This is a genomic window from Chryseobacterium sp. C39-AII1 (assembly GCF_039672645.1).
GTDB lineage: Bacteria > Bacteroidota > Bacteroidia > Flavobacteriales > Weeksellaceae > Chryseobacterium.
Genome location: NZ_JBDFPQ010000001.1, coordinates 238,480 through 259,518, shown reverse-complemented (window position 1 = coordinate 259,518; position 21,039 = coordinate 238,480). Strand labels below are relative to the sequence as shown.

At 35.8% G+C, this 21,039-nt stretch carries 20 protein-coding genes; 5 read left to right on the top strand and 15 right to left on the bottom strand.

Features of this window, described 5'->3' with window-relative positions; translation table 11 throughout:
• Positions 1 to 138 precede the first annotated feature (138 nt).
• From ABEG63_RS01105 to ABEG63_RS01095, 3 genes are all read left to right on the top strand, one after another.
• Positions 139 to 654, top strand: coding sequence for a thioredoxin family protein (locus ABEG63_RS01105; RefSeq protein WP_346582288.1), 516 nt, complete (start codon positions 139 to 141; stop codon positions 652 to 654).
• Positions 655 to 892: 238 nt separating this feature from the next.
• The gene (dinB, locus tag ABEG63_RS01100) at positions 893 to 1,987 is read left to right on the top strand and encodes a DNA polymerase IV (protein ID WP_346582286.1); all 1,095 of its coding nucleotides are present in this window, start codon (positions 893 to 895) and stop codon (positions 1,985 to 1,987) included.
• A gap of 48 nt (positions 1,988 to 2,035) precedes the next feature.
• The gene (locus tag ABEG63_RS01095; RefSeq protein WP_346582284.1) at positions 2,036 to 3,514 is read left to right on the top strand and encodes an alpha-amylase; all 1,479 of its coding nucleotides are present in this window, start codon (positions 2,036 to 2,038) and stop codon (positions 3,512 to 3,514) included.
• A gap of 54 nt (positions 3,515 to 3,568) precedes the next feature.
• On the opposite strand, the gene ABEG63_RS01090 is transcribed toward ABEG63_RS01095, so the two are convergent.
• The 3 genes from ABEG63_RS01090 to ABEG63_RS01080 all read right to left on the bottom strand — a co-directional run bounded on the left by ABEG63_RS01090 (position 3,569) and on the right by ABEG63_RS01080 (position 6,262).
• Positions 3,569 to 3,730, bottom strand: coding sequence for a hypothetical protein (locus ABEG63_RS01090; RefSeq protein ID WP_267402148.1), 162 nt, complete (start codon positions 3,728 to 3,730; stop codon positions 3,569 to 3,571).
• A 103-nt stretch (positions 3,731 to 3,833) separates the two neighbouring features.
• Entirely contained in the window at positions 3,834 to 5,186 is a 1,353-nt protein-coding gene (locus ABEG63_RS01085) for a carboxylesterase family protein (RefSeq protein ID WP_346582282.1), read from the bottom strand.
• 173 nt (positions 5,187 to 5,359) lie between these two features.
• On the bottom strand, positions 5,360 to 6,262 hold the full coding sequence (locus ABEG63_RS01080; RefSeq protein ID WP_346582280.1) for a helix-turn-helix transcriptional regulator: 903 nt from the start codon (positions 6,260 to 6,262) through the stop codon (positions 5,360 to 5,362).
• A 174-nt stretch (positions 6,263 to 6,436) separates the two neighbouring features.
• Here ABEG63_RS01080 and ABEG63_RS01075 point away from each other — a divergent pair, with 174 nt between their 5' ends.
• Positions 6,437 to 7,492, top strand: a complete 1,056-nt coding sequence (locus ABEG63_RS01075; protein ID WP_346582278.1) for an NAD(P)-dependent alcohol dehydrogenase — start codon at positions 6,437 to 6,439, stop codon at positions 7,490 to 7,492.
• A gap of 275 nt (positions 7,493 to 7,767) precedes the next feature.
• Here ABEG63_RS01075 and ABEG63_RS01070 read toward each other — a convergent pair whose 3' ends face one another.
• A complete protein-coding gene (locus tag ABEG63_RS01070; RefSeq protein WP_346582276.1) occupies positions 7,768 to 8,133 on the bottom strand; it encodes a helix-turn-helix domain-containing protein in 366 nt (121 codons plus the stop codon).
• A 102-nt stretch (positions 8,134 to 8,235) separates the two neighbouring features.
• On the opposite strand from ABEG63_RS01070, the gene ABEG63_RS01065 reads away from it, so the two are divergent.
• Entirely contained in the window at positions 8,236 to 9,120 is an 885-nt protein-coding gene (locus ABEG63_RS01065; protein WP_346582274.1) for an NAD(P)H-binding protein, read from the top strand.
• Between the two features lie 142 nt (positions 9,121 to 9,262).
• Here ABEG63_RS01065 and ABEG63_RS01060 read toward each other — a convergent pair whose 3' ends face one another.
• From ABEG63_RS01060 to rpoC, 11 genes are all read right to left on the bottom strand, one after another.
• On the bottom strand, positions 9,263 to 10,546 hold the full coding sequence (locus ABEG63_RS01060; RefSeq protein WP_346582272.1) for an ectonucleotide pyrophosphatase/phosphodiesterase: 1,284 nt from the start codon (positions 10,544 to 10,546) through the stop codon (positions 9,263 to 9,265).
• A gap of 127 nt (positions 10,547 to 10,673) precedes the next feature.
• A complete protein-coding gene (locus ABEG63_RS01055) occupies positions 10,674 to 11,180 on the bottom strand; it encodes a hypothetical protein (protein WP_346582270.1) in 507 nt (168 codons plus the stop codon).
• Positions 11,181 to 11,282: 102 nt separating this feature from the next.
• Positions 11,283 to 12,137: an AraC family transcriptional regulator gene (locus ABEG63_RS01050; RefSeq protein WP_346582268.1), complete on the bottom strand. Its 855-nt coding sequence runs from the start codon at positions 12,135 to 12,137 to the stop codon at positions 11,283 to 11,285.
• Positions 12,138 to 12,284: 147 nt separating this feature from the next.
• Positions 12,285 to 13,028: a T9SS type A sorting domain-containing protein gene (locus ABEG63_RS01045; protein ID WP_346582266.1), complete on the bottom strand. Its 744-nt coding sequence runs from the start codon at positions 13,026 to 13,028 to the stop codon at positions 12,285 to 12,287.
• A gap of 3 nt (positions 13,029 to 13,031) precedes the next feature.
• Entirely contained in the window at positions 13,032 to 13,559 is a 528-nt protein-coding gene (locus tag ABEG63_RS01040; protein WP_346582264.1) for an ankyrin repeat domain-containing protein, read from the bottom strand.
• On the bottom strand, positions 13,556 to 14,101 hold the full coding sequence (locus ABEG63_RS01035) for a YceI family protein (RefSeq protein ID WP_346582262.1): 546 nt from the start codon (positions 14,099 to 14,101) through the stop codon (positions 13,556 to 13,558). The genes ABEG63_RS01040 and ABEG63_RS01035 overlap by 4 nt, the downstream gene beginning before the upstream one ends.
• A gap of 11 nt (positions 14,102 to 14,112) precedes the next feature.
• Positions 14,113 to 14,454, bottom strand: coding sequence for a cytochrome c (locus ABEG63_RS01030; RefSeq protein ID WP_346582260.1), 342 nt, complete (start codon positions 14,452 to 14,454; stop codon positions 14,113 to 14,115).
• A 1-nt stretch (position 14,455) separates the two neighbouring features.
• The gene (locus ABEG63_RS01025) at positions 14,456 to 15,295 is read right to left on the bottom strand and encodes a DUF5777 family beta-barrel protein (RefSeq protein ID WP_346582258.1); all 840 of its coding nucleotides are present in this window, start codon (positions 15,293 to 15,295) and stop codon (positions 14,456 to 14,458) included.
• 126 nt (positions 15,296 to 15,421) lie between these two features.
• A complete protein-coding gene (locus ABEG63_RS01020; RefSeq protein WP_346582256.1) occupies positions 15,422 to 16,072 on the bottom strand; it encodes a Crp/Fnr family transcriptional regulator in 651 nt (216 codons plus the stop codon).
• Positions 16,073 to 16,337: 265 nt separating this feature from the next.
• Positions 16,338 to 16,643 (bottom strand): DUF3467 domain-containing protein, encoded by a 306-nt coding sequence (locus ABEG63_RS01015; RefSeq protein ID WP_267402166.1) that lies wholly within the window; start codon positions 16,641 to 16,643, stop codon positions 16,338 to 16,340.
• Positions 16,644 to 16,730: 87 nt separating this feature from the next.
• Positions 16,731 to 20,996 (bottom strand): DNA-directed RNA polymerase subunit beta', encoded by a 4,266-nt coding sequence (gene rpoC / locus ABEG63_RS01010; RefSeq protein ID WP_346582253.1) that lies wholly within the window; start codon positions 20,994 to 20,996, stop codon positions 16,731 to 16,733.
• Positions 20,997 to 21,039: the final 43 nt, after the last annotated feature.

The window sequence follows — 21,039 nt, the reverse complement described above, 5'->3', positions numbered from 1 at the left end:
ATTAATTTTTTTACTTAATCTGCGAAAATTATAGCCATTTATAGAAAAATTCAATCTCTTAAATTTTTACTAAATAATACGAAAGCAGTTTACAATTGCGTTTCATTGTTTAGATTTGCATAAAATGAAATTGAAAAAATGAGAAAGTTACTATTAATTTTAATACTAAGCATTTTCGGATTAAGCTATGCGCAAGAGGTTCCGAAAGTTTTAAAAACCAGTTTTTCTAAAGAAGCTTTAGCTCAGAAATTGGAAAACAAAGAAGGGAAAACCGTAACAATACAACAAATTCTTGATCAGCATAAAGGAAAAGTTTTAGTGATCGATTTCTGGGCCGGATGGTGCAGAGATTGTTTAAAAGCGCTTCCGAAAGCTAAAGAACTGGAAGAAAGTAATAAGAATATTGATTTTGTATTCCTTTCACTAGACCGTTCCAGAGAAGGTTTTGAAAAAAGTCTTGAACGATTCGAAATGAAAGACAAAGAAAATTATTGGTTTTCAACAGGCTGGAAAAATGATTTCAATAATTATATTGACCTAAACTGGATCCCAAGATATATGGTGATCGATCAGAAATCGGCGATTGCAAAATATTATGCTATTTCTCCGGAAGATCCTGAAATCCAATCAACAATTGATAAACTACTCAAATAAATCGACATAGGAAATTGAGACGTTAAGAAAATAAAATCTGTGAGCGTAAAAAAATTCTACTGTTTGAGCGCGAGAGGAATTTAGAAGTGAAAAACAAAATTTTAATTCGCGCGAGTTTTAGAATTTTTAGAGAACAGAGTTTATTTTTAGTTGAAATTTCCAAGTCTTGAATTTTTGTTTCTTTTGTTTCAAGACAAAAGAAATTAATTTAAAAAATACTAATCCATATCTTTGCGGTATGGATTTTTCTTTTCCCGTTCGCAAAATAATTCACGTTGATATGGACGCATTTTATGCTTCCGTAGAGCAGCATGATGATCCTACACTAAAAGGAAAACCTATTGCCGTGGGTGGCGGGCACAGAGGTGTCGTTTCTGCAGCTAGTTATGAAGCCCGAAAATTCGGAGTTCGTTCTGCGATGCCCAGTAAAACAGCAAAAGAGAAATGTCCGCATTTAATTTTTGTTCCGCCGCGTTTTGCACGGTATAAAGAAATTTCAAAAAAAATCAGGGAAATTTTTTACGAATATACCGATTTGGTAGAACCACTTTCTTTAGATGAAGCCTATTTGGATGTTACAGAAAACAAAAAAGGAATAGAATCTGCCAATCAGATTGCTAAAGAAATTCGTCAGAAAATTTTTGAAGCCACAGGATTAACTGCTTCGGCCGGAATTTCCGTTAATAAATTTTTAGCTAAAGTTGCTTCAGACATCAATAAACCAAACGGACAAAAAACCATTCATCCCGACAAGCTTGAAGAATTTCTTGAAGAATTACCCGTTGAAAAATTTTACGGTGTTGGAAAGGTTACGGCTAATAAAATGTTTAGCCTAGGAATCTATAAAGGAAAAGATTTAAAGAAAAGATCAATAGAAGATTTGACGAGAATGTTCGGAAAATCTGGTGGCTATTATTATAATGTCGTTCGCGGAATTCATAACTCTGAAGTAAAACCTCATCGAATACAGAAAAGTGTCGCGGTGGAAAGAACTTTTTTTGAAGATTTATTTGACCAGCAACAGGTAAATGAAAAACTGGAAAGTTTAAGTGAAGAACTTCACAACAGATTACAAAAAAATAATATTCTCGGAAGAACATTAACGCTTAAAATTAAATATAAAGATTTCTCTCTTTTTACGCGAAGCATTACCAAAGAAGAATATTTTTCGTCTTCTGAACAGTATTTCAAAACCGGAAAAAAACTTTGGGAACTCAGACCGTTCGATAAACCTGTTCGTTTGCTGGGTTTCTCATTATCTCATCTTAATACGGAAGAAAAAAAACAGGTTTCCGTTCAACTAAAAATTCCGTTTACAGAATTTGAGGATTGATAATCTCGATTTTTTTCGCTAAATTGTTAGTACCAAATTTTACAATTTATGAATGAAACGATGATTCAGTTCTTCCACTGGTATTCAGACGGGGATGGAAAGCTTTGGAAAGAAGCAGCACGAAACGCAGATTATTTATCTGAATTAGGAATCACTTCGGTGTGGTTTCCTCCGGCTTACAAAGGCGCAAACGGCGGTCATTCTATTGGCTACGATGCTTATGATCTTTTTGATCTTGGTGAATTTGATCAGAAAGGAACAATTCCCACAAAATACGGAACCAAAGACGATTATATTAAAGCGATTAAAGCCTTAAAAGAAAAAAACATTCAGGTGATTGTTGATATTGTTTTGGGACATAAAGGCGGCGGTGATGAACTGGAAACCTTTAAAGCTGTAAAAGTAGACGAAGAAAATCGTGAGAAAATAATTTCAGACGAGATCGAAATTCAGTCGTATACCAAATTTACATTTCCCGGAAGAGAAAAAAAATATTCAGATTTTGAATGGAATTTTACTTGTTTCAGCGGCGTAGACTATGCAGAAGGAATGGATTCTCATATTTTCAAGATAAAAAATGAGTACGGAACAGAATGGGAGGAAATGATTGACGATGAAAAAGGAAACTATGATTACCTGATGTATAATGATATTGAACATCGTAATCCTTTTGTTCGGGAAGAGCTGAATAGCTGGGCGAAATGGTATTTTGATGAAACCGATTTCGACGGTGTGCGACTAGATGCGTTAAAACATATTTCTTTTGATTTTTACAAAGAATGGTTGACACTGCTACGATCCAATTCCGGAAAAAATATATTTGCTGTTGGTGAATACTGGGCGCCCGGGCAATTAAATTTACTACAAAAATACATTGAAGCAACCGAAGGATGTATGAGTCTTTTCGACAGCTCGCTTCACAATAATTTTCATACGGCTTCTCATGAAGGAGGTTCTTATGATCTGCGACGGATTTTTGATGAAACGCTTACGCAGGCAGATCCGCTTCACTCGGTGAGTCTGGTGGATAACCATGATACTCAGCCTTTGCAGGATTTGGAAGCTCCTGTTGAAAAGTGGTTTAAACCTTTGGCTTATGCACTTATTTTATTGCGAAAAGATGGTTATCCATGTGTATTTTATCCCGATTTATACGGTGCGCATTATGTGGATAAAGACAGAGAAGGCAATGATCAAGAAATATTTTTGGATAAAGTTGACGGGATTGAAGAACTGCTAAAAGCCAGAAAATATTATGCATATGGCGAAGAAAAAGATTATTTTGAAGATGCCAATTGTTTGGGTTGGGTTCGTGAAGGCGATGAAGAACATTCAGGATGTGCGGTTGTTTTAAGCAATAAAGAAGCCTATGAGAAACCAATGGAAATGGGCGAAAAATATATCGGACAAGAATTTTATGATTTCCTGGGAAGATTTGAAGAAACAGTGACCATTGATGAAAACGGTTGGGGAAATTTCCCTGTTCCGGCTGGAAATGTAAGTGTTTGGATACCTAAATCTGAATAAATTAAAAATAAAAAGCATACACATTTGGTTGTGTATGCTTTATTTTATTAATGATTAGCAAAAAATATGTTGACAGCTCCACATATCCATTGCCCATTCGCAGCAATAGCCATCTTCATTATAATTACAACAGTATCGGTCGCGAATGGCAATTCCGCCTTTTATTGTTTTAAGTTGTTCACGATCGATCTTTCTTAGATTTTGTTTGTTTTTCATGATTGATATATTTTATGTTTAGTTCTTTTAAATATACACAAAATATCACAAAATGATGAATATAATTTTATAAATATTAAATATCAGTATATTTAATACAATTTTATTTTGTCGAAAAACTTAGTTTTTGAAGATGTAAAATTTCCGGTAAATCTGTATTGGAAATCTTGCCTGTTCGCGCAAATTCTGCCCATGCAAAACGAAGTTTTTTCCCGTGTTCATCCACCGTTTCCCAAGGAATATCTTTCAGTAAATCTGCCGTTTTCCAAACTTCTTTGTCTGCAAAAATAAGAGGCAAATCAATACAATGAGGTGCACCTAAATAATTAGTTTTCAGTTTAGAATGAATGCTAAACAAATAAATATTTCCTCCGGATGTTACATAATTTTCAGCAAATATCTTCGCAGGTTTTCCATAAATTATGTCGGTGGTTAGCCTGATTAGTTTATTTAAAATATTTAAACCAATCCCTTTTCCAAAATATTTATTAAGCTTTTCCGAAGTTTTTAAATAAAAGGAAGTTTCATCATTGTTAAATCCTATAAGCACATCATACTTTTTGGCGTTCTGCCTCCACTTTTCTACTGATTCTCTTTCTGAACATAAAGGAGGAAAACCATACTGAACACCGAAAGGCATGGCTGCTTTCAAGCCGTATTTCATTACTGACGGAACAAAATTCCGATATTCATCCATCATTTTTAAAATATCATTTTCATCTTTCAAATGCTCTGTTTTTCTGAGAAATTCTTCAGACATTTTCTGACGTTTATGTCGTAATCCCAACGGAGCACTTTGGATAATTACCCGCTGAAAAAGCCCTTCTACACCATCCGAAATCATTAAATGAGCAATGGCATCGCCACCGGAAGACTGTCCCAAAAGGGTTACATTTCCTGGATCGCCGCCAAAACCATGAATATTATGATGAATCCATCTTAAAGCTTCAATAATATCAAATAATCCCAAGTTGGGAATTCTATCCCCGTTGCCTCCCAGAAATCCAAATAATCCCAATCTGAAAGTTACGGTAACCACAATTATTTTTTGCTCTTTAACCCAAACTGAAGGATTGGAAGTCGGAAGATCTCCACAGCCTATTTCGTGTGATCCGCCATGAATCCAAACTACAACAGGTAATTTTTCATTTTCATTAATAAACTCCGGACGAAAAACAGAAAGATATTGGGGAGATTCATCAACTTCAAAACTTTCAATATGCGTCGGGCCGATCATTCTTTCAACCAACGGACTGATCGTTTGTGGACAAACCGGTGTTTTTTCAGGGAAAATAATTTCTGAAGGAGAATTCTCTATCGGAACAGGCTTTTGATAACGCTCCGATCGAGCATAGCGAATGCTTTTAGCTTTAATAATTCCATTTTCCTTTAAGGCTAAAATTTTCCCAAAAGGAGTCTGAAAAGTATGAGTTCCGAGTTTTTGTTGTGATGTCATAGGATCTAGGCTTTTAACAGTAAACATTTGGCTATAAGCTTATTTCAATCACAATTTACGATTTTTTGTTGAGGGTTGATGGTTTTTGGTTGATAGTTGCTGGTTTAAGATTCTATCTGAAAAAGCCATTAACTTCTAGCCTCCCGCTTCCGGCTTCCAGCCTGCGTAAAAAATTAATTCAATGCTTTAAATTCGCTTGGAGAAACCCCAACCTTGCTTTTGAACAGTCGTGTAAAATGCTGTGGATATTTAAACCCAAGATCGTAAGAAATTTCACTGATCGATTTTGAAGGAAAGAAAATCTGTTCTTTGGCAACTTCTATCAATTTATTATGAATATATTCCTGTGCGGAAATTCCCAGTTCTTTTTTGATCAGATCTCCGAAATAATTAGCAGAAAGATTAAGCTGTTCAGCAAAATAATTAACCATCGGGAAACCGAGACTTTTAGGTTTATCAGATTTTAAATATTCATCTAACGAATTTTCAAACTTACCAATAACACCCTGATTTACATGATCTCTGGTTAAAAACTGGCGGTCATAAAAGCGCATACAGTAATTCAAAAATAATTCAATATTATTCACAATTAATGACTTGCTGTGCTTATCGATGGATTGTTCTAATTCAAGCTTAATATTTTTAAAACATTCCAGGACGATTTCACGTTCCTTTTCAGAAAGATGTAATGCCTCGTGAACTTCGTAAGAAAAGAAATTATAGTCTTTTATATTTTTTCCGAGATTGGTTCCTTTAATCAGGTCCGGATGAAATATCAAAGCATAACCTCCCGGCTGAACGTAGTTTCCGTCATTATTAATTCCATAGATCTGCCCAGGAGCGATAAAAACCAACGTTCCTTCCTGATAATCGTAGCTGTGCTTTCCATAATTCATATCTCCACACATAATATCTTTCAGAAAAACCGTATAAAAACCAAATGTTCTTCGGAACTGGCAAATAGGATCCGACTTCGAAAAATCAATAATACTCACCAGCGGATGCATGGTTTCATGGTTCGCCATCTTATTATATTCCGAAACGCTGTTATAAACCTCAACCTTTTGATCTTCCATGAAATACACTTTTATTCTTATTCAAAATTACCACTTTCCGACGGACATTTCACCGTTTCAGTAAAATTGGTAAATCTTTCTGTAATTTGTATAAGCAAGATTTATCTAAAAGTTTCGACTTTTGTATTGGAAAAAGTCAGGAATTTTTAAAATTTAAACTAAACGAAAAGACAAATGAGTACATTCACAGTAAAAGCTTACGGAGCAGAATCGAGCACTGCCGATTTAAAGGAATTAAATATTACAAGAAGAGAGGTAACGCCACAAGATGTAGAAATTGAAATTCTATATTGCGGAGTTTGCCACTCGGATCTTCATACTGCAAGAAACGACTGGGGCGGATCTATGTATCCTGCGGTTCCGGGACACGAAATTGTAGGAAGAATTACCAACGTAGGAAGCGGAGTTTCTAAATTTAAAGTTGGAGATCTGGCTGCCGTAGGTTGTATGGTAGATTCTTGTGGAGAATGCGAAAGCTGTAAACAAGATCTTGAGCAATATTGCCAAAACGGTTTCACAGGAACTTATAACGGACACGACAAACATTTGGGCGGACAAACTTTTGGAGGTTATTCTCAAAAAGTAGTTGTTGATGAAGGTTTTGTATTAAGCGTACCTGAAAACTTAGATCTGGCTGCCGTTGCACCACTTCTTTGCGCAGGAATCACAACTTGGTCGCCTTTGAGACATTGGAACGTTGGTCCGAATTCTAAAGTTGCGGTTGTAGGTTTAGGAGGCTTGGGACACATGGCAATTAAACTGGCAAAAGGTTTGGGCGCTGAAGTAACTTTATTTTCAAGAACGCCGGGAAAAACGGAAGATGCTAAAAAATTAGGAGCAGATCACGTGGTGATTTCTACGGAGCAAGATCAGATGGATGCTGTAAAAGGAAAATTCGATGTCATTATCGATACGGTTCCTTACGAGCATGATATTAACCCTTATATGCACACAGTTGCCCTGAACGGAACTTTAGTATTAGTAGGTTTTGTAGGTGAATTTGAAAATGAATCTCCAAGCACAAGACCAATGATTTTCCAACGTCGTTCTGTAGCAGGATCATTAATCGGAGGAATTGCTGAAACTCAGGAATTACTTGATTTCTGCGGAAAGCATAATATTGTTTCTGATATTGAATTGATCAAGATGCAGGATATTAACGAGGCGTATGAAAGAATGCTTAAAAGCGACGTGAAATACCGTTTCGTGATTGATATGCAATCTCTATAAATCTTCGTATATTTTAACTGAAAGGCTCTTCATTTTTGGAGAGTCTTTTTTCTTTTTAGTTGATAGTTGATAGTTGATAGTTGATAGAAGTTACATTTTTTTACACATTAGCTATTTTAAATTGAATAATTAAATTCAAAAAAGAGCATATAAGTAAAAAAAAATCAAAGTTTTTTTCTTTTTGCAGACTTTTGAAAGACTTTAAATAAACCCAATAAAGGCTTTTGCCTCTTTTGCTGTTAAATTTAAAATGCGTTTAAATATACTTTGCTACATTAATTACTATACTTTCCATCCATATCTTTAAAAGCCCACTCTGCCATAGAGTTAATCACAGGAATTAACCCTTTTCCAGCTTCGCTTAATTCGTAGGTTACGTGGGGAGGAACCACAGGCTTTGCCGTTCGGATGACCAAGCCGTCGGCTTCGAGCTGTTTTAAATGCTGAATCAACATTTTCTCTGTAACGGCAGGAATGGCGCGCTTCAATTCACTGTATCGTTTATCACCGTTCGAAAGATGATATAAAATAATAGGTTTCCAAAATCCCCCGATTTTTTCCATCACATAGGTTACAGGGCATAAATCGAGTGCATATTTTTTATTTTGCTGAATGGTTGAACTTTCTTTAATAGCTGTCATAATTAAACATACTTTAGGGTAAGTACTTGCATAAAAGTAAGTACAAATATACCTTTGTATCAGGAAATAAAAAAGTAATTATCAACAAAAAATAAAATTATTATGAAAATTGTAATCACAGGTTCATTAGGGAATGTAGCAAAACCTCTTGCTCAACAATTAATTGCAGAAGATCATGACATCACTATCATTAGCAGCGATGATGCTAAAAAAGTTGAGATTGAAAATTTAGGTGCAAAAGCAGCAATTGGTTCGATCACGGATTTAAACTTCTTAGTGAATACTTTTCAAGATGCTGATGCTGCATTTTTAATGACTCCTCCGAATATGGGTGGAACGAATATCGTTGAAAACACCATTAATGCCGGGAAAAATTATGCTGAAGCTATCAAGCAAACCGGGGTTAAAAGAATTGTCATGCTTAGCAGTATCGGTGTAGAATCTCCTGTTGAAAACGGACCGATTAAAGGGCTTCATTTTATCGAAAAATTTTACAATGAACTGGAAAATACTTCTGTTACTTTCTTAAGAGCCGGATATTTTTATATCAACTTCTTCAATGATATTCCTTTAGTTAAAAATGCAGGAATTATTGGGGCTAATTTCCCTTCAACGGCAACAGTTCCATTGGTTCATCCAACTGATATTGCAAAGGCTGCAGCGAAGGAATTAGTTAACAATTTTGAAGGTAAGAATGTGAAATATATTGTGAGTGATGTTCGCCCAGCATCTGATTTTGCAACCGTTTTTGGAAATGCTATTGGAAAACCAGAACTACCATGGATTGAGTTTAAAGATGAAGATTCTCTAAACGGAATGCTGCAGGCAGGATTACCTCAGGAAATGGCTGAATTGTACACTGAAATGGGAAGAGGAATCAGAACAGGTGTGGTGCAAAAGGATTTTATTGAACATGGTTCTGTTGTGAATGGAGACGTTAAATTAGAAAATTTTGCAAAGGAATTTGCGGATAAGTTTAATGCTTAATTTCTTTTGTCTTGAAACAAAAACTCATTGAAAACGTCATTAAAAAATAATTTCGGCGAGCCTTTGGCTCGCCGAAATTATTTTTTGATAAATTGATAGGGTTAAAACCCTATCCTATTATAAGTCGTCCCTTCGTGACTCTCTATTTTTTCTCTTTCAAAATTTCTTTTAGTACCTTGAATTTACCATCAATAGGTTGATCAATTTTTAATCCTAAAATATCTGCAACTAAAGGATAAACATTAATATTAGCAAATTCATCGATTATCAGATTATTTTTAAATTCAGGTCCCCAGGCAAAAAATGTTGCTTTCATTTCAGGAACTTCTTTTGGATTGTATCCGTGTTTTCCAACAGACGTTTTTTTACCTTTTTCCAGGAAGATCTTTGGAGCTTTTGGAATTAATAAAATTTGCCCGATTCGATTATATTGATCATCTTTTGTTCCAAAGTGAAGATATTTTGGTAATTTTTTATCCAAATATACTTCATAATCATACGTTTTGTTTGCTTTCAATTCTTTATAAGCACTTTTTACATCCGCCGGATTTTTTACATATACTCTCAATAAAGTCTGAGAATTATAAAAATCAAATTTTTCTTTATTAAAAAGCATTGCCGGAATCTCCAACGGAGCCCCGCCATCAACTTTTATCATTCCGTGGTCTGAAACAAAAACAAAATTGACGTTCTTCAATCCTAAAGCATTTACTTTCTGCACCAATTCACCAATCGCATGATCGACTAAATGAACTGCCGTTTCAGTTTCTTTTGTGTCCGGACCGAAATGATGCCCACTTCCGTCAACTTCAGGGAAATATAATGAAATAAAATGCGGTCTTTGATCCATCGGTAACTTCAGCCAATTCACTACTTTATCCACTTTTTCAGAGGGTGTGAATTTTTCGTGATAAGGATAATAATACGTTGGTCTTTTTCCTCCTGCCTCACTCGCAGAACCCACCCACATTAAAGAAGCTGAAACCATCACCTGTTTTTCTGCCAATGCCCAAAGCGGAATTCCGCCGTACCAGCTTCCGTCTTCCGCATTTTTCTTATTGCTCATTGCATACGTTTCTTTTCTCTTATAATCGTAAAAAAAATTATCGATCAAACCGTGATGAGAAGGATATAATCCTGTAATTAAAGACCAGTGATTCGGAAAAGTGATGCTCGGATAGCTCGGAATCATCGCTTTTGCCTGAACGCCTTCGCTAGAAAATTTCAACAAATTTTCGGCATTGTATTTTTTAGCATAATCATAACGGAAACCATCGGTAGAGATCATGATTACGTAAGGTTTTGTCTGTGCATCAACGCTGTTATGTCTGTTAGGAATAACGACCTGTGCGGTATCCACCGTTTCTTTCTGAGCAAAAACTGCCAATGAAAAAATCAACAGTAAAAATTGTAATCCTCGCTTCATTATAAAAATTTTCAGCAAAGTTACCTCCTGTTTTTCTGAATGAAAAATTATATGGATTAAAATAAATTTAAATATGATTAAAACTAAAAAATGTTCATCAATTCGATTAATGAACACTCATCTTTGCTTAAATATTAAATGAATTCTTTTGTAATTTATTAATTTTCATTTGTTTGATAATCTGATAAACCGATCCCATAATAAAAAGTATAAAAATCACAAGCAAAGTCTTACCGATTAACGGATCATTGATATCTTTAGCCAAAGGATGCCCAACCGGAACTCTTGTAAGAGTTTCATTGACAGTGGGAAGCATCGACAACAGAAAACTGAACGACATGAGAAAATTCTCAAAGTAGCGCGCTTTATTATTACCTTCTTTTTTGCTGTGGAGATAAAATGCAGCGGTTACAAGAATCAAAATAAGTAAAGATAGTATATGTCCTGCATTAAAACCTCCGTGCTTGGAAATTCCTAATGCGGTAAGCGAAGTGATGATCGTAAAATAAAAATAAATCTTACCCGACATATTTTTCAAATTAATTTTACCGAATCTGATAAATGATATTAAAGCAGAAACAATGGCTACAACGCCAATAATCGTGTGGAAAATTCCTAAATTTGATAGTCCCATTTTAGTATTTTTTTGAATTTGTTTTCTTTTAAAATTGTATGTCTTAATTAACATTACAAAATTGCATCAGATTCAAAAAAAGTACTTTGCGAATTGGCTCAATTATTTATCATTTTGGTTCAGCCGATATTTTGTTGGCGGAACATTATATTTTTCGGTAAAGCTTCTGGTAAAATTGGCAAGATCATTGAACCCGCAATCGAAGGCAATTTCAGAAATACGTTCATCAGAAACTAAAAGTAATTCGGCCGCCTTCTCCAGCTTCTTCGTTTTAATATAATTGGCTGGAGTATCATTATAATGTTTTGCAAATTCGCGTTTGAAAGAGGAAACGCTGAGGTTATGATGCTTTGCTAACTCTTCAATCGTAATATCAGAAAACAGGTGAGCTTCTATGATTTGTTTAAAATTATAAGTCGCTGGCGAAAAAAGCTGCGATAATATTATCTGAACCGCCTCAATATTCCTGGTCTGTGAAAGTAAAAGTATGATTTCTTTCAGTTTAAGAATAAGAAGTTCTTCATTTACCAAAGAAGGATTTTCAAAATAAAATAATAATCCTTCAATATATTTCTGAATTAAAAAATCATTGTTTATCTCTTCAATTGATTTATTTGAAATTACCTCTTTCTGAGATTTAAGCAATTGAGGCAACTCTTTATCATAAATTTTTTTGAGTATTTCGGGGTGAAAATTGATAATGAGAATTTCATTCTTATTATCTAGGTTTTCGCTGCTAATCTGCTTGTCAGATTTAATACAATTCTGGAATAACGAATGTTTTGCCGTCAGATTTTTCTTCTCATCATCCAGTTTATATTGCATTTCGCCTTCCAGCATATATAAAAAACAGGCATTATCCGTGATGGGAAAATCAAAGGTAAAAGGTGATTTTAAAACCAATTTATGCAATAAAGGTTTCCCAAATAAGTCATATTTTTTATGGTCGATTATCATAATTCTGTAATGTTGATTTTTCTTTTTAAAATAATCTCATAAATATAAATTGCAGATAAATGTATTGAAATACTTTTAATTTAGATCATAAAAAATCCTGAAAGCTTAGACTTCCAGGATTATGATTATTCAAGATTTAGATTCAGTTTATTCTTTAATCAATTGTTGATAAGAAGTTGTTCCGTCTTTCAAAGTGATTTCAAAATAATAATTTCCGGATTTTAAATCATTAATACTGATATTTTCTCCGTCTACAATTACTGTTTTCACTTTTCTTCCTGTAGCTTCATAAATATCAACAGACTTAATTTTATCGGCATTTTTAAAACTCACCGTTTCTTTTGCCGGATTTGGATAAAGCATCACTTTTTTATTAGCCAAAGTCGTTTCACTGGTTCCCAATGTGGCTCCCATCGTCAAAGTTGCATATCCTCTGTTTCCACTGTGGTAGCCTAAATTTTGGCTTCCTGCGGTTCTTGCATAGAAAATATTGATGGAACCTGCCGCATTCAAAATAGGAAAATCACCACTTCCGCCATTAAGAGATCTCGTGGCAACAACCGTTCTTGTACTTCCTGAAACCGTGTTAGAAGTCTGTGTCCAATCTTGGGAAGCATCTGCCGTTGGCGTGGTCATTCCGCTAAATGTATAATCTCTATTTGCCGAAGAATTATAAATAAAACCGTCCGAACCCGATGCCATTCCCACATTTCCAAAACCAATTCCCATCATGGAATTACTGTCACCGATTAATGTGATCGTTACTGTAGTGGCGTTGGTATCCAACTTGACCGTCATTCCGGCAGCCGGTAAACTTACCGTTCCTGAGCTAAACTGTGCCCATGCAAAATTAGCAAGAGCCAAACTTAATGTTAGTAGAACTTTTTTCATATTTTAATTTTTTAAGAGGTTGATGATTTCTTTATTGTTTGTTTGCAGCGCATATTCAAAAGGAGTCATTCCCTGCGCATCTTTGATCGATTTATCGGCCTTGTGTTGAAGCAGTAATTCCGTAAGTTCTTTGTTTCCGAATTTTACAGCCCAGAATAAAGGGGTAAATCCTGTAGCATCCGCGATATTTGGGTTCGCATTTTTAGATAAAATATACGTTACCAAATCCTTATTATACTTTACAGAAAGCCCAGCCAATGCCGTTCCTTCCTGACTTTTATAATTGATATCTTTCACATGATCCATCAAAAATTTAGCCACTTCCACATTGCCTCTGTAGCACGCCAGAATAAGCGGCGAAAAGCTATTTTCATTGGTTTGATTGATGATATCCGGGTTCTGCTTCATCTGTTCTTTTACCTCATCCACTGTTCCGCTTCGGGCAATATCGAAAATTGATCTTGCCTTTTCCTGAGCAGAAATAAAGGTAAAACTCAGTAAAAAATTTAATAATAGAATTAATTTTTTCATGGTTTTGCCATTACATAATTGTATTCTACTTTTACAGTTTCAGCTACTTTTTTCATCACCATTTTAGGAATGGTTACTTTATAATCTGCTGCTTTCGCCATGAAACTTCCCTGAACGTAAATTTTCCCGTCTTTTGAATAAATCGTTGCATTGGATGTCACAGGATTTTCTACTCCGTGAAAATTCAATTTTCCCTGAATGGTATATTTCTGCGGACTTGACGTTAATTTAGATTTATCAAAATTAGCAATCTTTCCAGTGAACGTCGATTTCGGATATTTTGCCGTTTCTGCATAATTTTCGTTGAAATGCTCTTCCATTAATTTCGTTTTAAAATGGAAATTTTTCACCGCCGAAACTGAAGCGATATCGCCTGTATCTGCATTTATAACGACAACATTGTTATCATCCTGAGCAAAAATATCTTCAAACAAAGGAACCGATGCTTCAAAGGTTACTTTTCCGGTTTTCGAGCTGTATTTCTGAGCCAAAGCAAGGTTTGACAATACTAACGATACAATAATTAGTGCTGATTTTTTCATATTCATTACATTTAATTTTCCAAAAGCCCATCTGCTTTCCATTGAACAATAACATTGATCTGACTTCCCGATAAAGAGCCGCCCTGAGGCATTTTCAGCGGATCACCGTTCTGTCTCTGAATTCTGTTGATAATCGCATCGATATTGGTTTTTACATCATTGTAGGTTGTTAATGGTTTAAAACTTCCTGCCCCGTGGCAACCGATACAATTGTTATCAATAATGGTCTTTACTGCGGTATTATATTTTACCACTTCCGTGATTGGTGTATTATCTGAAATTTCTTCGTAGGTTCTGCTTTCACACGAAATAAGGAAAACAAAACCTGATAATATGTAGAATAATTTTTTCATTTTAAAAAACTCTATAAAGGTTAAACCCAAAGAAAATCTGTCCTTTTCCCCATTTTCCGGTAGCATTCGTAAGATATCCTATATCCGAATTCAGCTGGGAATTGGAGAATAAAAGCTGGAAAACATGACCTCCCGTTTCAATATCCAAGCCCAAAGACAAAGGATTTTGATAGAAACTGTGGTTATCGAAATTCACGAAATATTCTGCATTGATAGAAACTCTTTTAGAGATTTTGTAACGGCCTCCCAACCCCGTAAGAAACTGATTTTTGTCTTCAACAGTTGGTTCGTAAAGATTTTTGTGAACATAAGACGGCGTTAATTGCAAAGAAAAATTCTCGCTAAATCTTCTCGAGATCAAAGCCTGTGTAAGGTAAGAAAGCCTGTCACCAAACTTCAGATGAGGATAATTGTCTTTATCCAGATCTGTATTTACAGCTATTACGTTGTAGCCTACGATGTCAACCGGGAAATTATCGCTTTGTTTTACCAATTTGTACTTTGCGCCACCCTCAAAAGTTTTCATATTAGTTTCTCTTGAAAGGCTTAACGAAAGGCCGTCGGTAACGCCATAGATTACGCCCAGTTTTGTGGAAGCATCATCTAATCCAAAGAAATCTTTGAACCCTTTGCTTACATCTCCAAAACGGTGTGCAACGACGATGTACCATTCGTTTTTGGCAGCTAATTTTGTGGATTGTCCCGTGACAATCTGCAGCGCCTTAAAGGCAGGCTGTTGAATTTCGGGTGTTTTGATAGTATCGATATCCTTCAACAAATCTTCCTGAGAATAGGCAAGAATTGAAGCGAACATCGACAAAAAGAAGAAAGTTTTTGTCATACAAATCTTTGTTTAATTATTCGTATGACAAACTTATTGCGTTATGAATTCAAAAGTGTGTGATAAAAGTCACCAATGAAATTGTTTTTATCAATCATAATATTAAATTAATTAAAACAATATAAATTATACGCGTCTAACATTTTCATTTTCAGGGATCCTGATGCCTTCTTTGCTTTGTAAAATTTCGCCTTCATTTTCAATTTTTTTTAAAACTCGGCTCACAACTTCCCTTGAAGTTCCCAAATTGTTGGCAATTTCTTTGTGAGTAAGCTTAATGGGATTGTTTCCGGTGATGTTAATTTGCTGTTTGATATAATTCAACACTCTTTTATCCAGTCTGTGGAAAACGGCATCATTTACCATATTCATGACATCTGAAAAACGCTTGTCGTATTCGCTGTAGAAAACACGATTGATCTCCGGATATTTTATCAACCATTCATGAACGACAGAAACGGGAATTAACATCACTTCAGATTCGTCTTCTGCAATGGCGTACACTCTACTGGTATAATCTGTAAAAATGGAAGAAAAAGTCATCAGACAGCTGTCATTGGGTCTGATGTAATAGTAGATTAGTTCTCGACCGTCATTCAAAGAATAGACTTTTATGGAACCTTTGATCAAAAAAGGAACATATTTGTTCTTCTGCCCTTCTCTGATGATTTCAGTTTTTGCTTTTATACTCGTTATAATCGCATGCTTTTGGAGTTCGCTAGAAAAGTCACTACCCAAAAACCCAAATTTATTAAGAATAAATTGGTTGTTTATCATATCGTTATTCATATCCAAAAGCAAATATATACAATTGAAGAATCCGTCGTATATTTTTTTAATCTATTAAAGATATTTAACAATAAATATGGATTTTGAGGATTGTTGAGTGAGAGGAATATAGAGAGTTTGAGGGTTGTAGAGTTTGAGAGTTTTTAGGGTAATGTGGGGAGTTTGTGGACGAAATTTAAAGGTAATAAGAAATTTGGCAATAAAAAAATGCCCCAATAAAATTGAGGCATTCTTATGTATGATTAAGAAAATCTTAAGCTTGTACGTTGTTTCCTCCTAATACGAAAGGCTCAACTTCTTTGATTTCACCAAATTGTTGCTCGTAGTTAGTGATGTTTTGTTGAAGAGCAGTAAGTACTCTCTTAGCGTGAAGAGGAGCAAGAATGATTCTTGATCTTACTTTCGCTTGTTGTACACCCGGCATTAATTGGATGAAGTCTACAACGAATTCAGATGGAGAGTGGTTTACTAAAGCAAGGTTAGCATAAACTCCAGCAGCTACCATTTCGTTCAATTCGATGTTGATGTTCCCGTCTTGTGGATTTTGATTGTTGTCCATTGTTATAAAATATTTTTTTTATTCGAAATTTTGAGGTTGTGAAAATATAAAAATAAATTCAAACCTCAAATTTCCGAATCATTAATTTTAGTTAAGATCTTCGAATTCTTTCTTAGAACCTACGATTACGTTCTGATATTCTTTAAGACCTGTACCTGCAGGGATTCTGTGTCCTACAATTACATTTTCTTTAAGACCGTTCAGATCATCAATCTTACCTGCAACAGCCGCTTCGTTTAGAACCTTAGTCGTTTCCTGGAACGATGCCGCAGACATGAATGATTTAGTTTGAAGAGCCGCTCTTGTAATACCTTGAAGTACAGGTGTTGCTGTAGCCGGTAAAGCTTCTCTTACTTGAACTAATGTTTGATCTTCACGCTTCAGTTTAGAGTTTTCGTCTCTTAATTCTCTTGCAGTGATCATCTGACCTGGCTGGAAGATTTTAGAATCACCAGCTTCTACAACTACTTTAAGACCAAATACTCTGTTGTTTTCTTCTAAGAAGTCATACTTGTGCTCAAGAGCTCCTTCAAGGAATTGAGTATCACCTCCATCCACGATAGATACTTTTGTCATCATCTGTCTTACGATGATTTCGAAGTGCTTGTCGTCGATTTTTACCCCTTGTAGACGGTAAACTTCCTGAATCTCGTTTACCAAGTATTCCTGAACCGCCGTTGGACCTTTAATTCTTAAGATATCGTCTGGAGTGATTGAACCGTCAGAAAGTGGCGAACCAGCTCTTACGAAGTCATTCTCCTGTACCAAGATCTGGTTTGATAATTTAACTAAATAAATTTTTCTTTCACCAGTTTTAGCCTCAACGATCAATTCACGGTTACCTCTCTTAATTTTTCCGTAAGAAACTACCCCGTCAATTTCAGTAACAACCGCTGGGTTTGAAGGGTTTCTTGCTTCGAATAATTCGGTAACTCTCGGAAGACCTCCGGTGATATCCCCTGCTTTTGCAGATTTTCTTGGGATCTTGATTAAAACTTTACCAGCTTTAATTTTTTCACCATCGTTTACCATTAAGTGGGCTCCTACCGGTAAGTTGTATGCTTTCTGCTCAACACCTTTAGAATCTACCACCTTCAAGGTAGGTACGGCTTTCTTATTTCTAGATTCAGAGATTACTTTCTCTTCGAATCCTGTTTGTTCGTCAATTTCAAGTTGGAATGAAATACCTTGGATAATATCCTCGTATTCTACCTTACCTGAAGTTTCTGCAATGATAACCGCGTTATACGGATCCCATCTACAGATTGTATCACCTTTACTTACTTTATCACCTGGTTTTACAGATAATATAGATCCGTAAGGTACGTTAGCTACCATTAATGGAGTTCTAGACTCATTATCAGCAACTAATCTGAATTCTGTTGAACGAGATACTACAACCTCAGCTGTATTACCGTTTTCATCTTCAGAAGTAATTGTTCTTACTTCGTCCATTTCTACGATACCATCTCTTCTTGCAACAATTGATGGGTTTTCAGAAACGTTACCTGCAGTACCCCCTTGGTGGAAGGTTCTCAACGTAAGCTGAGTTCCCGGTTCCCCAATTGACTGTGCACCGATAACACCTACTGCTTCACCCATGTGGATCATCTTACCTGTTGCTAAGTTTCTACCGTAACATTTCGCACAGATACCTTTTTTAGCCTCACAAGTCAATGGTGAACGTACTTCCACAGCTTCTAATCCTGCTGCTTCAATTTTCTTAGCTAATTGCTCAGTAATTACTTGGTCAGCCTCAGCGATTAATTCATCACTTTCCGGATCATAAATATTATGAAGAGAAACTCTACCTAAGATTCTTTCAGAGATTTTTTCAACGATCTCGTCATTTTTCTTAAGTGCAGTAACTTCAGTACCTCTTAGAGTTCCACAGTCATCTTCTGTAACGATAACGTCCTGTGCAACGTCTACCAATCTTCTCGTTAAGTAACCAGCATCGGCAGTCTTAAGAGCGGTATCCGCAAGACCTTTACGAGCACCGTGGGTAGAGATAAAGTATTCTAAGATGGAAAGACCTTCCTTAAAGTTTGCAAGGATCGGGTTTTCGATGATCTCCGCACCGGTAGAACCAGCTTTCTGCGGTTTCGCCATCAAACCTCTCATCCCTGATAACTGACGGATCTGTTCCTTAGAACCCCTCGCCCCAGAGTCAAGCATCATGTATACAGAGTTAAATCCGCCTTGGTCAACTTTCATTCTGCTCATGATCATTTCAGTTAATCCAGCGTTGGTATTCGTCCAAACGTCGATTACCTGGTTATAACGTTCAGTATCGGTAATTAGACCCATGTTATAGTTAGCTCTAATTTCGTCTACTGTTTCAATAGATGAAGCAATCATTTGCTTTTTCTCAACAGGAACCACGATGTCTCCTAATGAGAAAGAAAGACCTCCTTTGAATGCGTTTGAATAACCTAAATCCTTCATTGCATCCAAGAACTTCACAGTTGTAGGGAAATCTGTATCATCAAGGATTTTACCGATAACGTTTCTTAATGATTTCTTAGTAAGAAGTTCATTAATATATCCTACTTGTTTAGGTACAATTTGGTTGAACAAAATTCTACCTACAGAAGTTTCGATCAATCTTGTAACGATTTCTCCGTTTTCTTTTACAGGAAGTCTACATCTTACTTTAGCATTTAAAGATACTCTACCTTCAGCATAAGCGATTTCCGCTTCTTCAGGAGAATAGAATGCAAGACCTTCACCTTTTACTTTCATATCTTCTGTAGAGCTCAATTCTTTAGTCATGAAATAAAGACCAAGAACCATGTCCTGAGAAGGTACCGTAATTGGAGAACCGTTTGCAGGGTTCAAGATGTTTTGAGAACCAAGCATCAATAACTGAGCTTCAAGGATCGCTTCAGGACCTAACGGTAAGTGTACCGCCATCTGGTCACCGTCGAAATCGGCGTTGAATGCCGTTGTTACTAATGGGTGTAGCTGGATTGCCTTACCTTCGATCATCTTAGGTTGGAAAGCCTGGATACCCAGTCTGTGAAGCGTAGGTGCTCTGTTCAATAGAACAGGGTGACCTTTCATCACGTTTTCTAGGATATCATATACTACAGGTTCTTTTCTATCAATAATTCTCTTTGCAGATTTTACTGTTTTTACAATACCTCTCTCGATTAGTTTTCTAATGATGAATGGTTTGTAAAGTTCCGCAGCCATATCTTTAGGAATACCACACTCGTGAAGCTGTAAGTTTGGACCTACAACAATTACCGAACGCGCAGAGTAATCTACCCTTTTACCTAATAAGTTCTGACGGAAACGACCTTGCTTACCTTTCAATGAATCAGAAAGTGATTTCAATGGTCTGTTTGATTCAGATTTTACTGCAGAAGATTTTCTTGTATTATCGAATAATGAATCTACTGATTCCTGAAGCATACGCTTCTCGTTTCTCAAGATTACTTCAGGAGCTTTGATCTCCAATAATCTCTTCAAACGGTTGTTTCTTATAATTACTCTTCTATAAAGGTCATTCAAATCGGAAGTAGCGAAACGTCCACCATCCAACGGAACCAATGGTCTTAGTTCTGGTGGGATAACTGGAAGTACACGCATGATCATCCACTCCGGTCTGTTGATCATTCTTGTATTAGCACCTCTCAATGCTTCTACAACGTTCAATCTTTTTAGAGCTTCAGTTCTTCTTTGTTTTGAACCTTCGTTGTGAGCTTTGTGTCTTAAATCGAAAGACAATGCATCAAGGTCGATTCTTTTTAATAATTCCTCAACAGCTTCAGCACCCATTTTAGCGATGAATTTGTTTGGATCAGAATCGTCAAGATATTGGTTCTCGATAGGAAGAGTTTCCATGATATCTAGGTACTCTTCTTCAGTTAAGAACTCCATGTTTTCGAAATCAGAACCGTCTAATTTCTTAGCAATACCCTGTTGAATCACTACATATCTTTCGTAGTAGATGATCATATCTAATTTCTTAGAAGGAATTCCTAAAAGGTAACCGATTTTGTTCGGTAAAGAACGGAAATACCAGATGTGAGCGATAGGAACAACAAGGTTGATGTGCCCAATTCTCTCTCTTCTTACTTTTTTCTCCGTAACTTCTACACCACAACGGTCACAAACGATCCCTTTGTAACGAATTCTCTTGTATTTACCACAAGCACATTCGTAATCCTTTACAGGACCGAAGATCTTTTCACAGAACAAACCGTCTCTTTCAGGCTTATGCGTTCTGTAGTTAATAGTTTCCGGCTTAAGAACCTCCCCTCTTGAGTCTTGTAAAATAGACTCCGGTGAAGCTAAACCGATGGTTATTTTATTAAATCTACTTGATTTATTTTTATTTGACATAATTTTATTTTTGATTAAAAGATTAAAGATTGAAAGATTTAAA